This is a genomic window from Actinoplanes sp. NPDC000266 (assembly GCF_042899005.1).
Taxonomy (GTDB): Bacteria; Actinomycetota; Actinomycetes; order Mycobacteriales; family Micromonosporaceae; genus Actinoplanes.
Genome location: NZ_JBIAZI010000011.1, coordinates 67,383 through 79,406, shown reverse-complemented (window position 1 = coordinate 79,406; position 12,024 = coordinate 67,383). Strand labels below are relative to the sequence as shown.

Below are 12,024 nucleotides of genomic sequence, written 5' to 3'. Positions count from 1 at the left end.
TGTGATGATCGCGGTATGCGACTTTCTATCTGGCCGGGCGCGGGGCAGAGCTTTGCGGGCGTGCTCGAGGCGGCCCGGCACGCTGCGGAGACCGGCTGGGACGGCGTGCACTTCGCCGACCATTTCATGCCCAACGGCGAGTCGGGCCCGGTGCTCGAGTGCGGCTCGGTGGTAGCGGCCCTGGCCGCGGCGGTGCCGAGGATCGAGATCACCACATTGGTGTACGGCATGACATACCGTCACCCGGCCGTCCTCGCGAACATGGCAGCAACCGTCGACCACATCAGCGACGGTCGCTTCCGGCTGGGCGTGGGCGCCGGCTGGCAGATCAACGAGCATGAGCAGTACGGCATCGAGCTGCCCCCGGTGAAGCAGCGCATCGACCGCTTCGTCGAGGGCCTGCTGGCCATCAAGGGTTTGCTGACCCAGCCCCGCACAACCCTGCAGGGCGAGTACTACCAGCTCACCGACGCCGAATGCGACCCGAAGCCACTGCGGACCCCGCTCCCGATCCTGATCGGCGCGAAGGGCGAGAAGCGCATGCTCCGCATAGTGGCCGAGCATGCCGACGCCTGGAACACGTGGGGCGTGCCGTCACACATAGCCCAGAAGTCGAAGGTCCTGGACGACCACTGCACCGCGATCGGCCGCGACCCGCACACGATCGCCCGAACCGCCCAGGCCCTGACCGTCGTCGACGGCGCCATCCCCGAGGGCCTGACCGCCCCGGTGATCGGCGGCTCCATCGAAGCTCTGAAGGACGCGATCGCCGAGTACGAGTCCCTCGGCCTGGACGAGCTGATCATCCCCGACGCCCTCCTGGGCACAGGCCCCACCCGCCTCAAGGCCATGGACACTTTGCGCGACCTGGTCCACCCCTGACACCACGAAGGGCCGGCCGTTTCCCCGCGGCCGGCCCTTCGTGGTGTCAGCGCTCCACGTCTCAGCGTCTCGGTGCTCCGCTGGCCCAGCGCTCCACGTCTCAGCGTCTCGGTGCTCCGCTGGCCCAGCGCTCCACGTCTCAGCGCGCCGCCGTCTCAGTGCTCCGCGACGATGGCCTCGGCCACCTGGCGCAACTGGTAGTGATCCGGGTGGAACCCGGCAGCGATGTCCGGATGCAGATGCGACTTGGTTTCCTCCAGGAGCACTGTGGTGACCTCGTCGACACTCTGCCCGGCGTACTCGTGCCGAAGCTTGTCCGTTGCGACCTGCAGCGCCGAGGTGAGTTGCTCCTCGAGCGGCTCGCGAAGTTTCTCCTCCACCGGGTTGAGGCTCTGTGGATCCAAGGTGACCTGTGGCTCGGCCATGTAGCCCTCCCGTGTTCTGCGGCGCGACGCGGATACCCGCCCCCCTTACGCCGTTAAACGCATCAAGCCCCACCCGCGACGTGTCCACAGCCAACTCTCAGCCCCCACGCCGCCACGTCATTCAGCTGCGGCCGCGCTTCACCTCGAAGAAGGTGTCGATGCGGCTCAGCGGCGCGACCGCGTCCCAGATCGCCAGGGCCTCCTCGCGCTCGGGGACCGCGCCGATGATCGGGCCGTGGAGGCCGCGCTTGGCCCCTTCGACGTGCACGACCGGCGAGCCGATGCCCGGCCCGGCCAGGGCGAGCGCCGCCTCGTGCGACTCCCGCACGGCGTCGTCCCAGCTCGCGTCGTCGAGCACCGCCTTGGCGTCCTCGATGCCGGCGGCCTCGGCGGCCTCCTGCACCAGCTCGTCGGTGAGCGCCGCCCCGCCGTCGTGCACCCGGGTGCCGATCTCGGTGTAGAACGCCGCCGCCACCTCCTCGCGACGATCCGCCCGCAGGGCCTCGACCAGCCGCAACGCCCGGAAGGACGCGTCGGTGGCCGCCCGGTACTGCTCGGGGATGTTGTCGCCGTTGAGGATCTTCAGGCTGAACGCGCGCCAGCGCAGGCTCAGGTCGCGCTCGGGGGCGACCGCGACCAGCCAGCGCGAAGTGCGCCAGGTGAACGGGCACGCGGGATCGAAGTAGTAAGTGGCCTCCATGGATCACAGCCTAGGGCGCGCGGGACCTGCGTTTCCCGGAACCAGGACGGGTTTGTTTCGTCGCTGTGTGGGGCAGGAGGATCACTGGCCGTCGAAGTGACAGAGATCACTTCGACGCACGTTCGGCCGGATGGAGGGTCAATGGCGACTATCGACCGACATCCGCAAAGGCGCACCCTGCGCGCTCGGGCACTCGCGGCGGGCGCCGCGCTAGCCCTGGCAGCACCGCTGGCAGCCTGCGGATCAGACGACAACGGCGGCGTACCCGTCCTCAACCTGTACCAGTTCCCCGTCGAGAACATGCAATCCGTCGTGGACATGTGCAACCAGAAGGCGGCGGGCAAGTACGAGATCAAGTACCAGGTGCTGCCGCGCGCGGCCGACGACCAGCGGGTCCAGATGGTCCGCCGCCTCGCCGCCAAGGACGACAGCATGGACCTGCTCGGCATGGACGTCACCTGGACCCAGGAGTTCGCCAGCGCCAACTGGATCAAGGAATGGACCGGCGCCGACAGGAGCGAGATCGAGAACGGCACGCTGCCCGGACCGCTCGCCTCAGGCGAGTACGACGGCAAGCTGTACGCGGCGCCGAACAACACCAACGTGCAGCTGCTGTGGTACCGCAAGGACCTCGTGCCGACCCCACCGAAGACGTGGGACGAGATGATCCAGATGTCCCAGAAGCTCAAGGCCGAGGGCAAGACGTACCAGGTGCTCACCATGGGAGCCCAGTACGAAGGCCTGGTGGTGCTGTACAACAGCCTGGTCGCCAGCTCCGACGGCACGGTGGTGAGCGAGGACGGCAAGTCGGCTGTGATGGACGCCGGGGCGATCAACGCGCTGCGGACCCTGAAGACCTTCGCGACCGCCGGCGTGACCAGCCCGTCGTTCTCCAACATGATCGAGGACGATGTGCGGCTCGCCTTCCAGAACGGCGACGGCGCGTTCCAGCTGAACTGGCCGTACGTGTACGCCTCGATGCAGAGCGACGCCCCGGATCTCGCCAAGAATGTCGCGTGGGCGCGGTACCCGGGCATCGACCCGAACAAGCCGAGCATCACGACGATCGGCGGCTCCAACGTCGCGGTCAGCGCGTTCAGCAAGCACCCGGACCTCTCGTTCGAGGCGGCCAAGTGCCTGCGCGGCCCGGAGGCGCAGAAGTACCTGGCGATCAACGCCGGGCAGCCGCCGTCGATCGAGGCCGTGTACAACGAGCCGGAGATGGCCGAGGCGTACCCGATGAAGGAGACGCTGCTCGAGGAGCTGAAGGACGCCGCTCCGCGACCGCGGACCCCCGCGTACCAGAACCTCTCCACCGTCGTCTCGGCTGAGCTCTCGCCGCCCGCGAGCATCGATCCGGACCGGACCGGCGCCGAGCTGAAGAGCTCCATCCAGGACGCCCTCGAGTCGAAGGGAGTGCTGCCGTGAGCATCTCCAGCACCACGCCGGCGGCGGAGACCGCGGAGCAGAAGATCCCGCGCCAGCGTCAGCGCCGCCGTGCCGAGCTGAGCGAGGGCAAGAAGCAGGAGCGCAAGCTGGGCTGGCTGTTGTGCGCGCCGGCCGCGCTGGTCATGGTGGTCGTGACCGCGTACCCGATCCTCTACTCGTTCTGGCTGTCCTTGCAGCGCTACGACCTCAAGTTCCCCGAGGACCGGCAGTTCGTCTGGTTCGAGAACTACGTGACCGTGCTGTCCAACAGCTACTGGTGGACGGCCTTCGGCGTCACCATGCTGATCACCGTCGTCTCCGTGGTGGTCGAGCTGGTGCTCGGCATGGGGCTGGCGCTGATCATGCACCGCACGCTGGTCGGGCGCGGGCTGGTGCGAACCTCCGCCCTCATCCCGTACGGCATCGTCACGGTCGTCGCCGCTTTCAGCTGGCGCTACGCGTGGACGCCGGGCACCGGCTATCTGGCCAACCTGGTCAGCCCCGAGGGCGCGCCGCTGACGGAACGGGCCAGCGCGCTGGCCATCATCATCCTGGCCGAGATCTGGAAGACCACGCCGTTCATGGCTCTGCTGCTCATGGCCGGTCTCGCCCTGGTGCCGGACGACCTGCTCAAGGCGGCCTCGATGGACGGCGCGAGCTGGTGGCAGCGGTTCACCAAGGTGATGTTGCCGGTGATGAAGCCGGCGATCCTGGTCGCCCTGCTCTTCCGCACCCTGGACGCCCTGCGCGTCTTCGACAACATCTACGTGCTCACCAACGGCGCCAATGAGACGTCGTCCGTGTCGATGATCGCCTACAACAACCTGATCAAGGGGCTCAACCTCGGCATCGGCTCGACGATGTCCGTGCTGATCTTCCTGACGGTCGCGATCATCGCGTTCGTTTTCGTGAAGCTCTTCGGCACCGCGGCGCCGGGCGCCAGCGAGGAGGGTAAGCGCTAGATGGCTACCGTAAACACCTCCGCGAAGGTCAAATGGGGTCTGCTGGACGCGGTCGTCGTCGTCTTCGCCCTGATCCCGGTGCTCTGGATCGCGTCGCTGTCGTTCAAGACGACGCCGACGCTGACCGACGGCAACTTCATCCCACGCGACTGGACACTCGACAACTACAAGCTGATCTTCCAGACCGACCAGTTCGTCCGGGCCCTGATCAATTCGATCGGCATCGCGCTGATCGCGACCACGATCGCGGTCGTCCTGGGCACCATGGCGGCGTACGCGATCAGCCGCCTCGACTTCCCCGGCAAGGGGCTGCTGGTCGGGGTGTCGCTGCTCATCGCGATGTTCCCGCAGGTGTCGCTGGTGACACCGCTGTTCAACATCGAGCGCAACACGGGCCTGTTCGACACGTGGGCCGGCCTGATCCTGCCGTACATCACGTTCGCCCTGCCGCTGGCGATCTACACGCTGTCGGCGTTCTTCAAGCAGATCCCCTGGGACCTGGAGAAGGCGGCGAAGATGGACGGCGCCACGCAGGGCGAGGCGTTCCGCAAGGTGATCGCCCCGCTGGCGGCGCCGGGCGTCTTCACCACCGCGATCCTCGTCTTCATCTTCTGCTGGAACGACTTCCTGTTCGCCATCTCGCTGACCTCGACCGAGCGCTCGCGCACGGTCCCGGCGGCGCTGTCGTTCTTCACCGGTGCCTCGCAGTTCGAGGACCCCACCGGCGCGATCTCCGCGGCCGCCGTGGTGATCACGATTCCGATCATCCTGTTCGTGCTGTTCTTCCAACGGCGCATCGTCGCGGGCCTGACGTCCGGCGCGGTGAAGGGTTAGGTTTCCATGGCTGACATCGTTCTTGACAAGGTCACGAAGAGCTATCCGGACGGCACCACCGCCGTGCACGGCATCGACCTGGAGATCGCCGACGGCGAGTTCATCATCCTGGTCGGCCCGTCGGGCTGCGGGAAGTCCACGACACTGAACATGATCGCCGGCCTGGAGGACATCACCTCCGGCGAGCTGCGCATCGGCGGCCAGCGGGTCAACGACAAGGCGCCGAAGGACCGGGACATCGCGATGGTGTTCCAGTCGTACGCGCTCTACCCGAACATGAGCGTCCGGGAGAACATGGCCTTTCCGCTGAAGCTCGCGAAGATGGACAAGGCCACGATCAACCAGAAGGTCGAGGACGCGGCCCGCGTCCTGGAGCTGACGGATTACCTGGACCGCAAGCCGGCCAACCTGTCGGGCGGCCAGCGCCAGCGGGTCGCGATGGGCCGGGCGATCGTCCGCAGCCCGAAGGCGTTCCTCATGGACGAGCCGCTCTCCAACCTCGACGCCAAACTGCGGGTGCAGATGCGTACGCAGGTGTCGCGCCTTCAGAAGCAACTGGGCACCACGACGGTGTACGTGACGCACGACCAGACCGAGGCCATGACACTGGGCGACCGGGTCGTGGTCATGCGCGGTGGCCACATCCAGCAGGTGGGCGACCCGCAGACCCTGTACGACAACCCGGTGAACCTCTTCGTGGCCGGTTTCATCGGCTCGCCGTCGATGAACTTCCTGCCGGCCGCCGTCGAGGAGTCGATGTTGCGCACGCCGCTCGGTGACCTGCCGCTCGGCGAGCGGATGAAGAGGACGCTCAGCGGAAGCGACGCCCCACGCCAGCTGATCGTCGGCATCCGCCCCGAGCACTTCGAGGACGCCCGCCTCATCGACGACACCCAGCGGGCCAAGGGATTCGAGTTCACCGCCCCGGTCGACCTGGTCGAGTCGATGGGCTCGGACAAATACGTCTACTTCACGGTCGAGGGGGAGCACGCGGCCTCCGCCGACCTGGAGGACCTGGCCGCCGACGCGGGCGGCGCGGACCTGCCGCCGCAGGACAGCCTGGTGACCCGCCTGTCGGCCGAGTCGCGGGTGCGCGACGGCGCCGACGCCAAGGTCTGGATGAACCTCGAGAAGATCCACCTGTTCGATCCGCGAGACGGCAAGAACATCACCCTGCACGAGGGCCGCGCGGCCGGAGTGGCCGCGTCCTGACCGGAGGAACGGCGGGCGCCCGTCACGCGGGCGCTCGCCGTTCACAACAGCTCCGCATCGTGGACGAGGATGGCCACCTGCACGCGGTTGTTCAGCGCTAGTTTGGCCATCACACGGGAAACATGGCCCTTCACGGTGGGCAGGCTCATGCCGAGGGCGGCGCCGATCTCGGCGTTGGAGCTGCCGTCACCGAGGCAGATCGCCACCTCGTGCTCCCGGTCGGTCAGGACCGCGAGCTTCGACTTGGCCTTGGCCCGCCGAGAGCCGGCCGCAGGATCGGCGACGTAGTCGACCACCTTCCTGATCACGGCCGGCGACAGCATGCTCTCGCCGGCCGAAACCCTCCGCACGGCCGCGATGATCTCCTGTGGCTCACTGTCCTTCAGCAGGAAGCCACTGGCCCCGCAGCGCAGGGACTCGACCACGTACTCGTCGATGTTGAACGTCGTCAGCATGATGACCTGCGGCGCCCCCGGCTGACTCCGGATCTGCCGGGTGGCGATCATGCCGTCGAGCTTGGGCATCCGAATGTCCATGAGCATGACGTCAGGCCAGTTCGCCGACGCCACGTTGATCGCCTCGACGCCGTTCTCCGCCTCCGCGACCACCTCGATGTCGGGCTGCTGCCGGAAAAGCAGCCGCAGCGCACCGCGAACCATGGAGTCGTCGTCGACGATCGCCAGCCGGATGGGCCGCTTCTCCTCGATCACTCCCGCCATGGCAACCAGGCCTCGAAACGAAAGCGCTCATCCTCACGCCCGTACTCCACCCGCCCGCCGACCAGGTCCGCCCGCTCACCGGCGCCGACCAGCCCGGTGCCCGACCCGGGCACGCCGTCATCAGCCCCGCCCCTCCCAGCTGCCCCGTCGGCAGTCCTGCTCGGCTCGGCCACGCCGTCAGCGGCCGCACTCGGCTTGGCCACGCCGTTGGTAGCCCCGCCCGGATCAGGCATGTCGACGTCGGCCCCACCCGATCGGGACCGGTGGTGCCAGCCGGCGCCGTGGTCGTCGGATTCGGCCGGCAGCGCGTTGGTGACCAGGATGCGAAGGTCGCCGCCGGTGGCGCCGTCGAGGCGTACATCCACCGACTCGCCGGGCGCGTGTTTGCGGGCGTTGGTCAGCGCCTCCTGGACCAACCGGTAGGCCGTACGCCCGAGCACGGGCGACGGCTCGACGGGCGGCCTCATCCACACGAAGTCGATCGTCATGCCGGAGGTGCGCGCGCCGTTCACCAGCTCCTCCACATCGGCGAGGCCCGGCTGCGGCGGCTCGGGCTGCGGCGGCCCTCCCTCACGCAGCGCTCCGATGACGGCGCGCAGTTCCTCCAGAGCCTCGTGCGCACTCAACCGGATCGTGCGGGCAGCCGCCGCGATCTCCTCGGGAGGCGCGTCGCTGCTCACTTCGAGCGCACCGGCGTGCAGGCTCACCATCGACATCCGGTGCGCCAGCACGTCGTGCATCTCGCGGGCGATGCGAGAGCGCTCGGTGAGCCGCGCCTGGTCGATCCGCAACTGCTGTTCCTCGACCGCCCGCAGCGCCTCCTGGCGCAGAGACAGGGTCAACCGCCGGTACGCCCGCAGGAACAAACCCCAGCCGATCGTGGCGAGGGCGGTCGCGGCCCGCAACACGATGTCGACCCACAGCGGGAACGGCGGGTTGTCCTGTAACGCGTAATAGACGATGCCGGTACTGACGTGGGCGGCGGCGAGGATGAGGACGACCCCCGCCCGATAGCGGATCGCCACGGTGAAGAGCGCGATGAGGATGGCGCCCGTCGCCATCACCGAAACGGCGCCGACGGGTAGCAGCACGAGGCAGACGCCGAGCGGCCATCGCCGGCGGGCGAACAGCGCGAGCGCGCACAGCACACCGACCACCACATCGGCCTGCCAGGGAATAGCGGCGGAGGGCGAGGTCGCATCGCCGAGGGGCACCATGGTGGCGCCGTAGAGCAGAGCACACAGGACGGCGATGAGGTCGGCGACCCGGTCACGGATGACCGACCGCCGGGAGCCCGGCGGATCGGGCACCAGCAACTGGAACGGCAGCGACGACATGACCCGCAGCCTACGAGGGCGGGCGTCCGTTGAGGACCTACCAAAGTATGGGTCCGACCCCTTCCAAAGCATCGTGTGCCCGACCCGCTCCCTCCGCCATCCTCTGCGGCATGACATCGATCCTGTGGACAGTGCTCGCGGCCGGCTGGGGTGTCGCCGCCGGCCTCTGGACCCCGCGTGGCCCGCTGACGATCGCCGAGGCGCTGTTCTCGGTGGGGGTCAGCGCGGCGATCGGTTTGGCCGCCGGCCGCTTCGGCCGCTCCCGCCTGGTGGTGGCCCTGGTGCCGATGGCCTTCTTGTTAGGGCTCGAGATCGCCCGGTCCCGCTATGCCGGGCCGTCCGCCGGGCCGCCCCATGCCAGCGTCTTCGGCTTCGTCGTGCTGGTCGCCGGTCGTGGCCTTCAGGCCGTGCTCACACTGCTGCCGATGCTGCTCGGACTCGTCATCGGCCGGGGCGTCCGCCGGCGGCTCGGACAGGTGCTGGTCGCGCTGCCGGCCGCTGCTGTGGTGCTCCTGACCGCCGTGATCGCGATCCCGGCCCGCACCGCGCCGATCCCGGGCGGCGTGACCGACCTGGCGACGGTCGGCCGGCTCAACGTCATGATCCGGGGTGCACATGCCGACGCGCCGGTGTTGTTGTTTGTTCCGGGCGCACCCGGTGGCTCCGAGCTCGGTGCTGTCCGTAAGCATCTCGGCGCGGTCGAGCAGCGCTTCGTCATGGCGACCCTCGACCGCAGGGGCGGTGGCGCCTCCTATCCGGCGCTCGATCCGACGTCTCGGGCCACACTCGACCGGATGGTGCGGGACGTCATCGACGTCGCGGACTATCTGCGACAGCGTTTCCACCGCGACAAGATTTATCTGCTCGGGCATTCGGGTGGCTCGATCCTGTCGGTGCTCGCGCTGCAACGCGCCCCGGAGAAGTTCGCCGCCTACATCGGCACCGGCCAGGGCGTCGATCTGCGGGCCAGCGACCGGATCTTCTACGACGACATCCTGGCCTGGGCCCGGGCCACCGGCCGGAACGACGTCGCCGAGCAGCTCGCCGGCCAAGGGCCGCCACCCTACCGGGACGTCTGGGGATACGAGCCGATCATGTTGTACGAGAACGAGGCGTACGCGCAGCCGTCCCTGGGGTTTGAGATCGGGGTCCGCGAATACACGTTGCTGGAGAAGGCCCACACGATCAACGCGATCCTTGACACCTGGTCGGTGCTCTATCCGCAGATGCAGGAGATCGATCTGCGCCGTGACGCGCCCAGTCTGCCGGTCCCGGCGTGGTTCGTGCAGGGCGCCGACGAGATGCGGGGACTCGAGGTGCTCTTCGACGAGTGGTATGAGCAGTTGCGGGCGCCGCGAAAAGAGCTCGTGATGATTACCGGGGCAGGCCACCGGGCAATCTTCGAGCAGCCGGACCGATTCGTGGCGGTGCTGGACGATGTTCTGGCCGGCTGACCGCACGACCGTCGTCCCGGCGCCGGTGAGGGCCGGCGGGACGAGCGGCGCGCATCCACCCGAGGGCGATGCGGGCCGGTGGCCCAAGCGGAGGCTCTCGATCCCCTTGAACCACCGGCAACCATCTTCGCTACCCGTTCCTGACCGGGCTAACCACGTCAGCCATCAATATTGGCAAAAGCTCGGCGAGCACGGTCAGGCCGTCGCGGCTGAGCACCGACTCCGGGTGGAACTGCACGCCGGCGAAGCCGGGCCCGCGCAGCGCGTGAACCGCGGAGTCGGCCTGGTCGCGGGCGATCTCCACCGTGCCGTGCGCGGTGGCGAGCTCGTCCACCTCCGAGATTGCGGCGAAGCTGGAGTAGAAGCCGACCCGGCGCCGCTCGCCGAAGAGGTCGATCTCGCGGGCGAGACCCTGATAAGGGGCTTCGCGGCGGCGCAGGCCGAGCCCGAGCCGGACGGCGAGGATCTCGTGCCCGAGGCAGACGGCGAAAAGCGGCCTGCCGGCGGCCAGCCGCGCCTCGATGAGGTCGCGCATGACGGCCATCTTCGGGTCGTCGGGGTTGCCCGGGTCGCCCGGCCCGGGGCCGGCCACGAGCAGGTCGGCGGCGAGCGGATCGACCCGGGGTGTCTCGCCTGCGAGCAGGTTGGCGAGATCCGTACCCGCGGGTGCCGAGTCCACCTGGAGGGCGGCGGGTGCGGGGTCGGGATGGGGGACGAAGTCGGTCCACGGGGCTACGGTCACGGTCAGGCCGAGCGCCTTGAGTTGGTGGGCCAGCATCGCGGTGAAGGTGTCCTCACCGTCGACGATCAGGGCGGTCCGGCCGGCGAGGGCGGGGACGGTGAGGGCGCCGGGAGCGCGCGAGTCGAGCCAGAAGCGGGCCAGGCCGTCGTTGCGGGCGGCCAAGGCGGCGCGGACCTCCGGGGACTCGGCCTGTGGGCGTACAGCGGAAGTGCCGGAAGAGGTGGCACCCAGCGCGGCCAAGATGCCGGCGGCCTTGGTGTGGGTCTCCGCGACTTCGCCGGCGGCGGTCGAGTGACGGACAAGGGTCGCGCCGACCGGGACCCGGAGGGTGCCGTCGGGCGAGATCTCGGCGGTGCGGATGAGGATGGGGGCGTCGAGCGTCTGGCGGCCTTGATCGTCGTGGTCCAGCAGGGCCAGGACGCCCGCGTAGTAGCGGCGGCCGCGGCGCTCGTGCCGGGCGATCACACGGCAGGCGTTCTCGATGGGGCTGCCGGTGACCGTGGGGGCGAACATGGTCTCGCGCAGCACGTCGCGGACGTCGAGGGAGCCGCGGCCGGCCAGCAGATATTCGGTGTGCGTCAGATGGGCCATCTGCTTGAGATAGGGGCCGGCCACCTGGCCGCCGTGCTCGGCGACGGTGGCCATCATCTTGAGCTCCTCGTCGAGGACCATGTAGAGCTCCTCGGTCTCCTTCGGGTCGTCCAGGAAGTCGAGCAGGTCACCGGAGCCGTGGCGGAACGTGCCGCTGATCGGGTTCATCATCGTGATGCCGTCGGCGACGCTGACGTGGCGTTCCGGGGTGGCGCCGATCAGCGTGCGGGCGCCCGTGTGCACGAGGAAGGTCCAGTAGGTGCCCTGTTCGTGGGCCAGCAGGCGGCCGAACGCGGCTCGGGCGGCGGCGATCGGGTCGCCGTCGACGGTGGCTTGGAAAACGCGGTGGATCACGAAGTTGGCGCCCTCGCCGTGGCCGATCTCGTCGCGCAGGACGTCCTCGACGATCGAGCCGTACTCGGCGTCGGAGAGGTCGAATGCGCCGTCGCGGACGCTGAGCGGGGCGGCTGGGAAGGAGCTCAGCGGCTCGGTCCGCATCGATCGCACCACCAGGCACTCCAGTGGGGCGTCGTCGTCCACGCAGTCGAAGCCGCGTTCGGTGATCTGGCGGTAGGGGATGACGGCCAGGGTGGGACGGCCGCGGTGCAGGGGGATGTCGTCGAGAGTCGCTACGGTCACCAGGTCGCCGGTCAGCACCTCGACGTGGTCGGCGCCGTCCCGGTGGAGCAGGGCGAAAGGCCGCATGGTGGTCCTCTTTCGGGTCTCGGCGGCGCCGCC

At 68.9% G+C, this 12,024-nt stretch carries 11 protein-coding genes; 6 read left to right on the top strand and 5 right to left on the bottom strand.

Annotated elements, in window-relative coordinates:
• The first annotated feature begins 15 nt into the window (after window positions 1-15).
• Entirely contained in the window at window positions 16-882 is an 867-nt protein-coding gene (locus tag ACFY36_RS37845) for an LLM class flavin-dependent oxidoreductase (RefSeq protein ID WP_499750711.1), read from the top strand.
• A 155-nt stretch (window positions 883-1,037) separates the two neighbouring features.
• On the opposite strand, the gene ACFY36_RS37840 is transcribed toward ACFY36_RS37845, so the two are convergent.
• Window positions 1,038-1,307, bottom strand: a complete 270-nt coding sequence (locus ACFY36_RS37840) for a hypothetical protein (protein WP_499750710.1) — start codon at window positions 1,305-1,307, stop codon at window positions 1,038-1,040.
• 121 nt (window positions 1,308-1,428) lie between these two features.
• On the bottom strand, window positions 1,429-2,007 hold the full coding sequence (locus tag ACFY36_RS37835) for a mycothiol-dependent nitroreductase Rv2466c family protein (protein ID WP_499750709.1): 579 nt from the start codon (window positions 2,005-2,007) through the stop codon (window positions 1,429-1,431).
• Window positions 2,008-2,148: 141 nt separating this feature from the next.
• Here ACFY36_RS37835 and ACFY36_RS37830 point away from each other — a divergent pair, with 141 nt between their 5' ends.
• From ACFY36_RS37830 to ACFY36_RS37815, 4 genes are read left to right on the top strand one after another with little or no spacing between them, the layout of a single operon-like run.
• On the top strand, window positions 2,149-3,435 hold the full coding sequence (locus ACFY36_RS37830) for an ABC transporter substrate-binding protein (protein ID WP_499750708.1): 1,287 nt from the start codon (window positions 2,149-2,151) through the stop codon (window positions 3,433-3,435).
• Window positions 3,432-4,397 carry a carbohydrate ABC transporter permease gene (locus tag ACFY36_RS37825; protein ID WP_499750707.1) on the top strand — a complete coding sequence of 322 codons (966 nt, stop codon included), beginning with the start codon at window positions 3,432-3,434 and terminating at the stop codon, window positions 4,395-4,397. Before ACFY36_RS37830 ends, ACFY36_RS37825 begins: the two co-directional genes overlap by 4 nt.
• Window positions 4,398-5,231: a carbohydrate ABC transporter permease gene (locus ACFY36_RS37820; RefSeq protein ID WP_097318874.1), complete on the top strand. Its 834-nt coding sequence runs from the start codon at window positions 4,398-4,400 to the stop codon at window positions 5,229-5,231. It begins immediately after the preceding gene.
• A gap of 6 nt (window positions 5,232-5,237) precedes the next feature.
• The gene (locus tag ACFY36_RS37815; RefSeq protein WP_499750706.1) at window positions 5,238-6,443 is read left to right on the top strand and encodes an ABC transporter ATP-binding protein; all 1,206 of its coding nucleotides are present in this window, start codon (window positions 5,238-5,240) and stop codon (window positions 6,441-6,443) included.
• A 41-nt stretch (window positions 6,444-6,484) separates the two neighbouring features.
• Here ACFY36_RS37815 and ACFY36_RS37810 read toward each other — a convergent pair whose 3' ends face one another.
• Window positions 6,485-7,162: a response regulator transcription factor gene (locus tag ACFY36_RS37810; protein WP_499750705.1), complete on the bottom strand. Its 678-nt coding sequence runs from the start codon at window positions 7,160-7,162 to the stop codon at window positions 6,485-6,487.
• Window positions 7,150-8,499 carry a sensor histidine kinase gene (locus ACFY36_RS37805; RefSeq protein WP_499750704.1) on the bottom strand — a complete coding sequence of 450 codons (1,350 nt, stop codon included), beginning with the start codon at window positions 8,497-8,499 and terminating at the stop codon, window positions 7,150-7,152. The genes ACFY36_RS37810 and ACFY36_RS37805 overlap by 13 nt, the downstream gene beginning before the upstream one ends.
• A 110-nt stretch (window positions 8,500-8,609) precedes the next feature.
• Here ACFY36_RS37805 and ACFY36_RS37800 point away from each other — a divergent pair, with 110 nt between their 5' ends.
• Window positions 8,610-9,953, top strand: coding sequence for an alpha/beta fold hydrolase (locus ACFY36_RS37800; protein ID WP_499750703.1), 1,344 nt, complete (start codon window positions 8,610-8,612; stop codon window positions 9,951-9,953).
• A gap of 130 nt (window positions 9,954-10,083) precedes the next feature.
• Here ACFY36_RS37800 and ACFY36_RS37795 read toward each other — a convergent pair whose 3' ends face one another.
• On the bottom strand, window positions 10,084-11,991 hold the full coding sequence (locus ACFY36_RS37795; protein WP_499750702.1) for an anthranilate synthase family protein: 1,908 nt from the start codon (window positions 11,989-11,991) through the stop codon (window positions 10,084-10,086).
• Window positions 11,992-12,024 lie beyond the last annotated feature (33 nt).

Bases quoted from the DNA above. Each gene is read 5' to 3' on its own strand.
- ACFY36_RS37800 (WP_499750703.1), top strand. From the start codon at position 8,610: ATGACATCGATCCTGTGGACAGTGCTCGCGGCCGGCTGGGGTGTCGCC.
- ACFY36_RS37835 (WP_499750709.1), bottom strand. From the start codon at position 2,007: ATGGAGGCCACTTACTACTTCGATCCCGCGTGCCCGTTCACCTGGCGC.
- ACFY36_RS37815 (WP_499750706.1), top strand. From the start codon at position 5,238: ATGGCTGACATCGTTCTTGACAAGGTCACGAAGAGCTATCCGGACGGC.
- ACFY36_RS37820 (WP_097318874.1), top strand. From the start codon at position 4,398: ATGGCTACCGTAAACACCTCCGCGAAGGTCAAATGGGGTCTGCTGGAC.
- ACFY36_RS37795 (WP_499750702.1), bottom strand. From the start codon at position 11,991: ATGCGGCCTTTCGCCCTGCTCCACCGGGACGGCGCCGACCACGTCGAG.
- ACFY36_RS37805 (WP_499750704.1), bottom strand. From the start codon at position 8,499: ATGTCGTCGCTGCCGTTCCAGTTGCTGGTGCCCGATCCGCCGGGCTCC.
- ACFY36_RS37810 (WP_499750705.1), bottom strand. From the start codon at position 7,162: ATGGCGGGAGTGATCGAGGAGAAGCGGCCCATCCGGCTGGCGATCGTC.
- ACFY36_RS37845 (WP_499750711.1), top strand. From the start codon at position 16: ATGCGACTTTCTATCTGGCCGGGCGCGGGGCAGAGCTTTGCGGGCGTG.
- ACFY36_RS37840 (WP_499750710.1), bottom strand. From the start codon at position 1,307: ATGGCCGAGCCACAGGTCACCTTGGATCCACAGAGCCTCAACCCGGTG.
- ACFY36_RS37830 (WP_499750708.1), top strand. From the start codon at position 2,149: ATGGCGACTATCGACCGACATCCGCAAAGGCGCACCCTGCGCGCTCGG.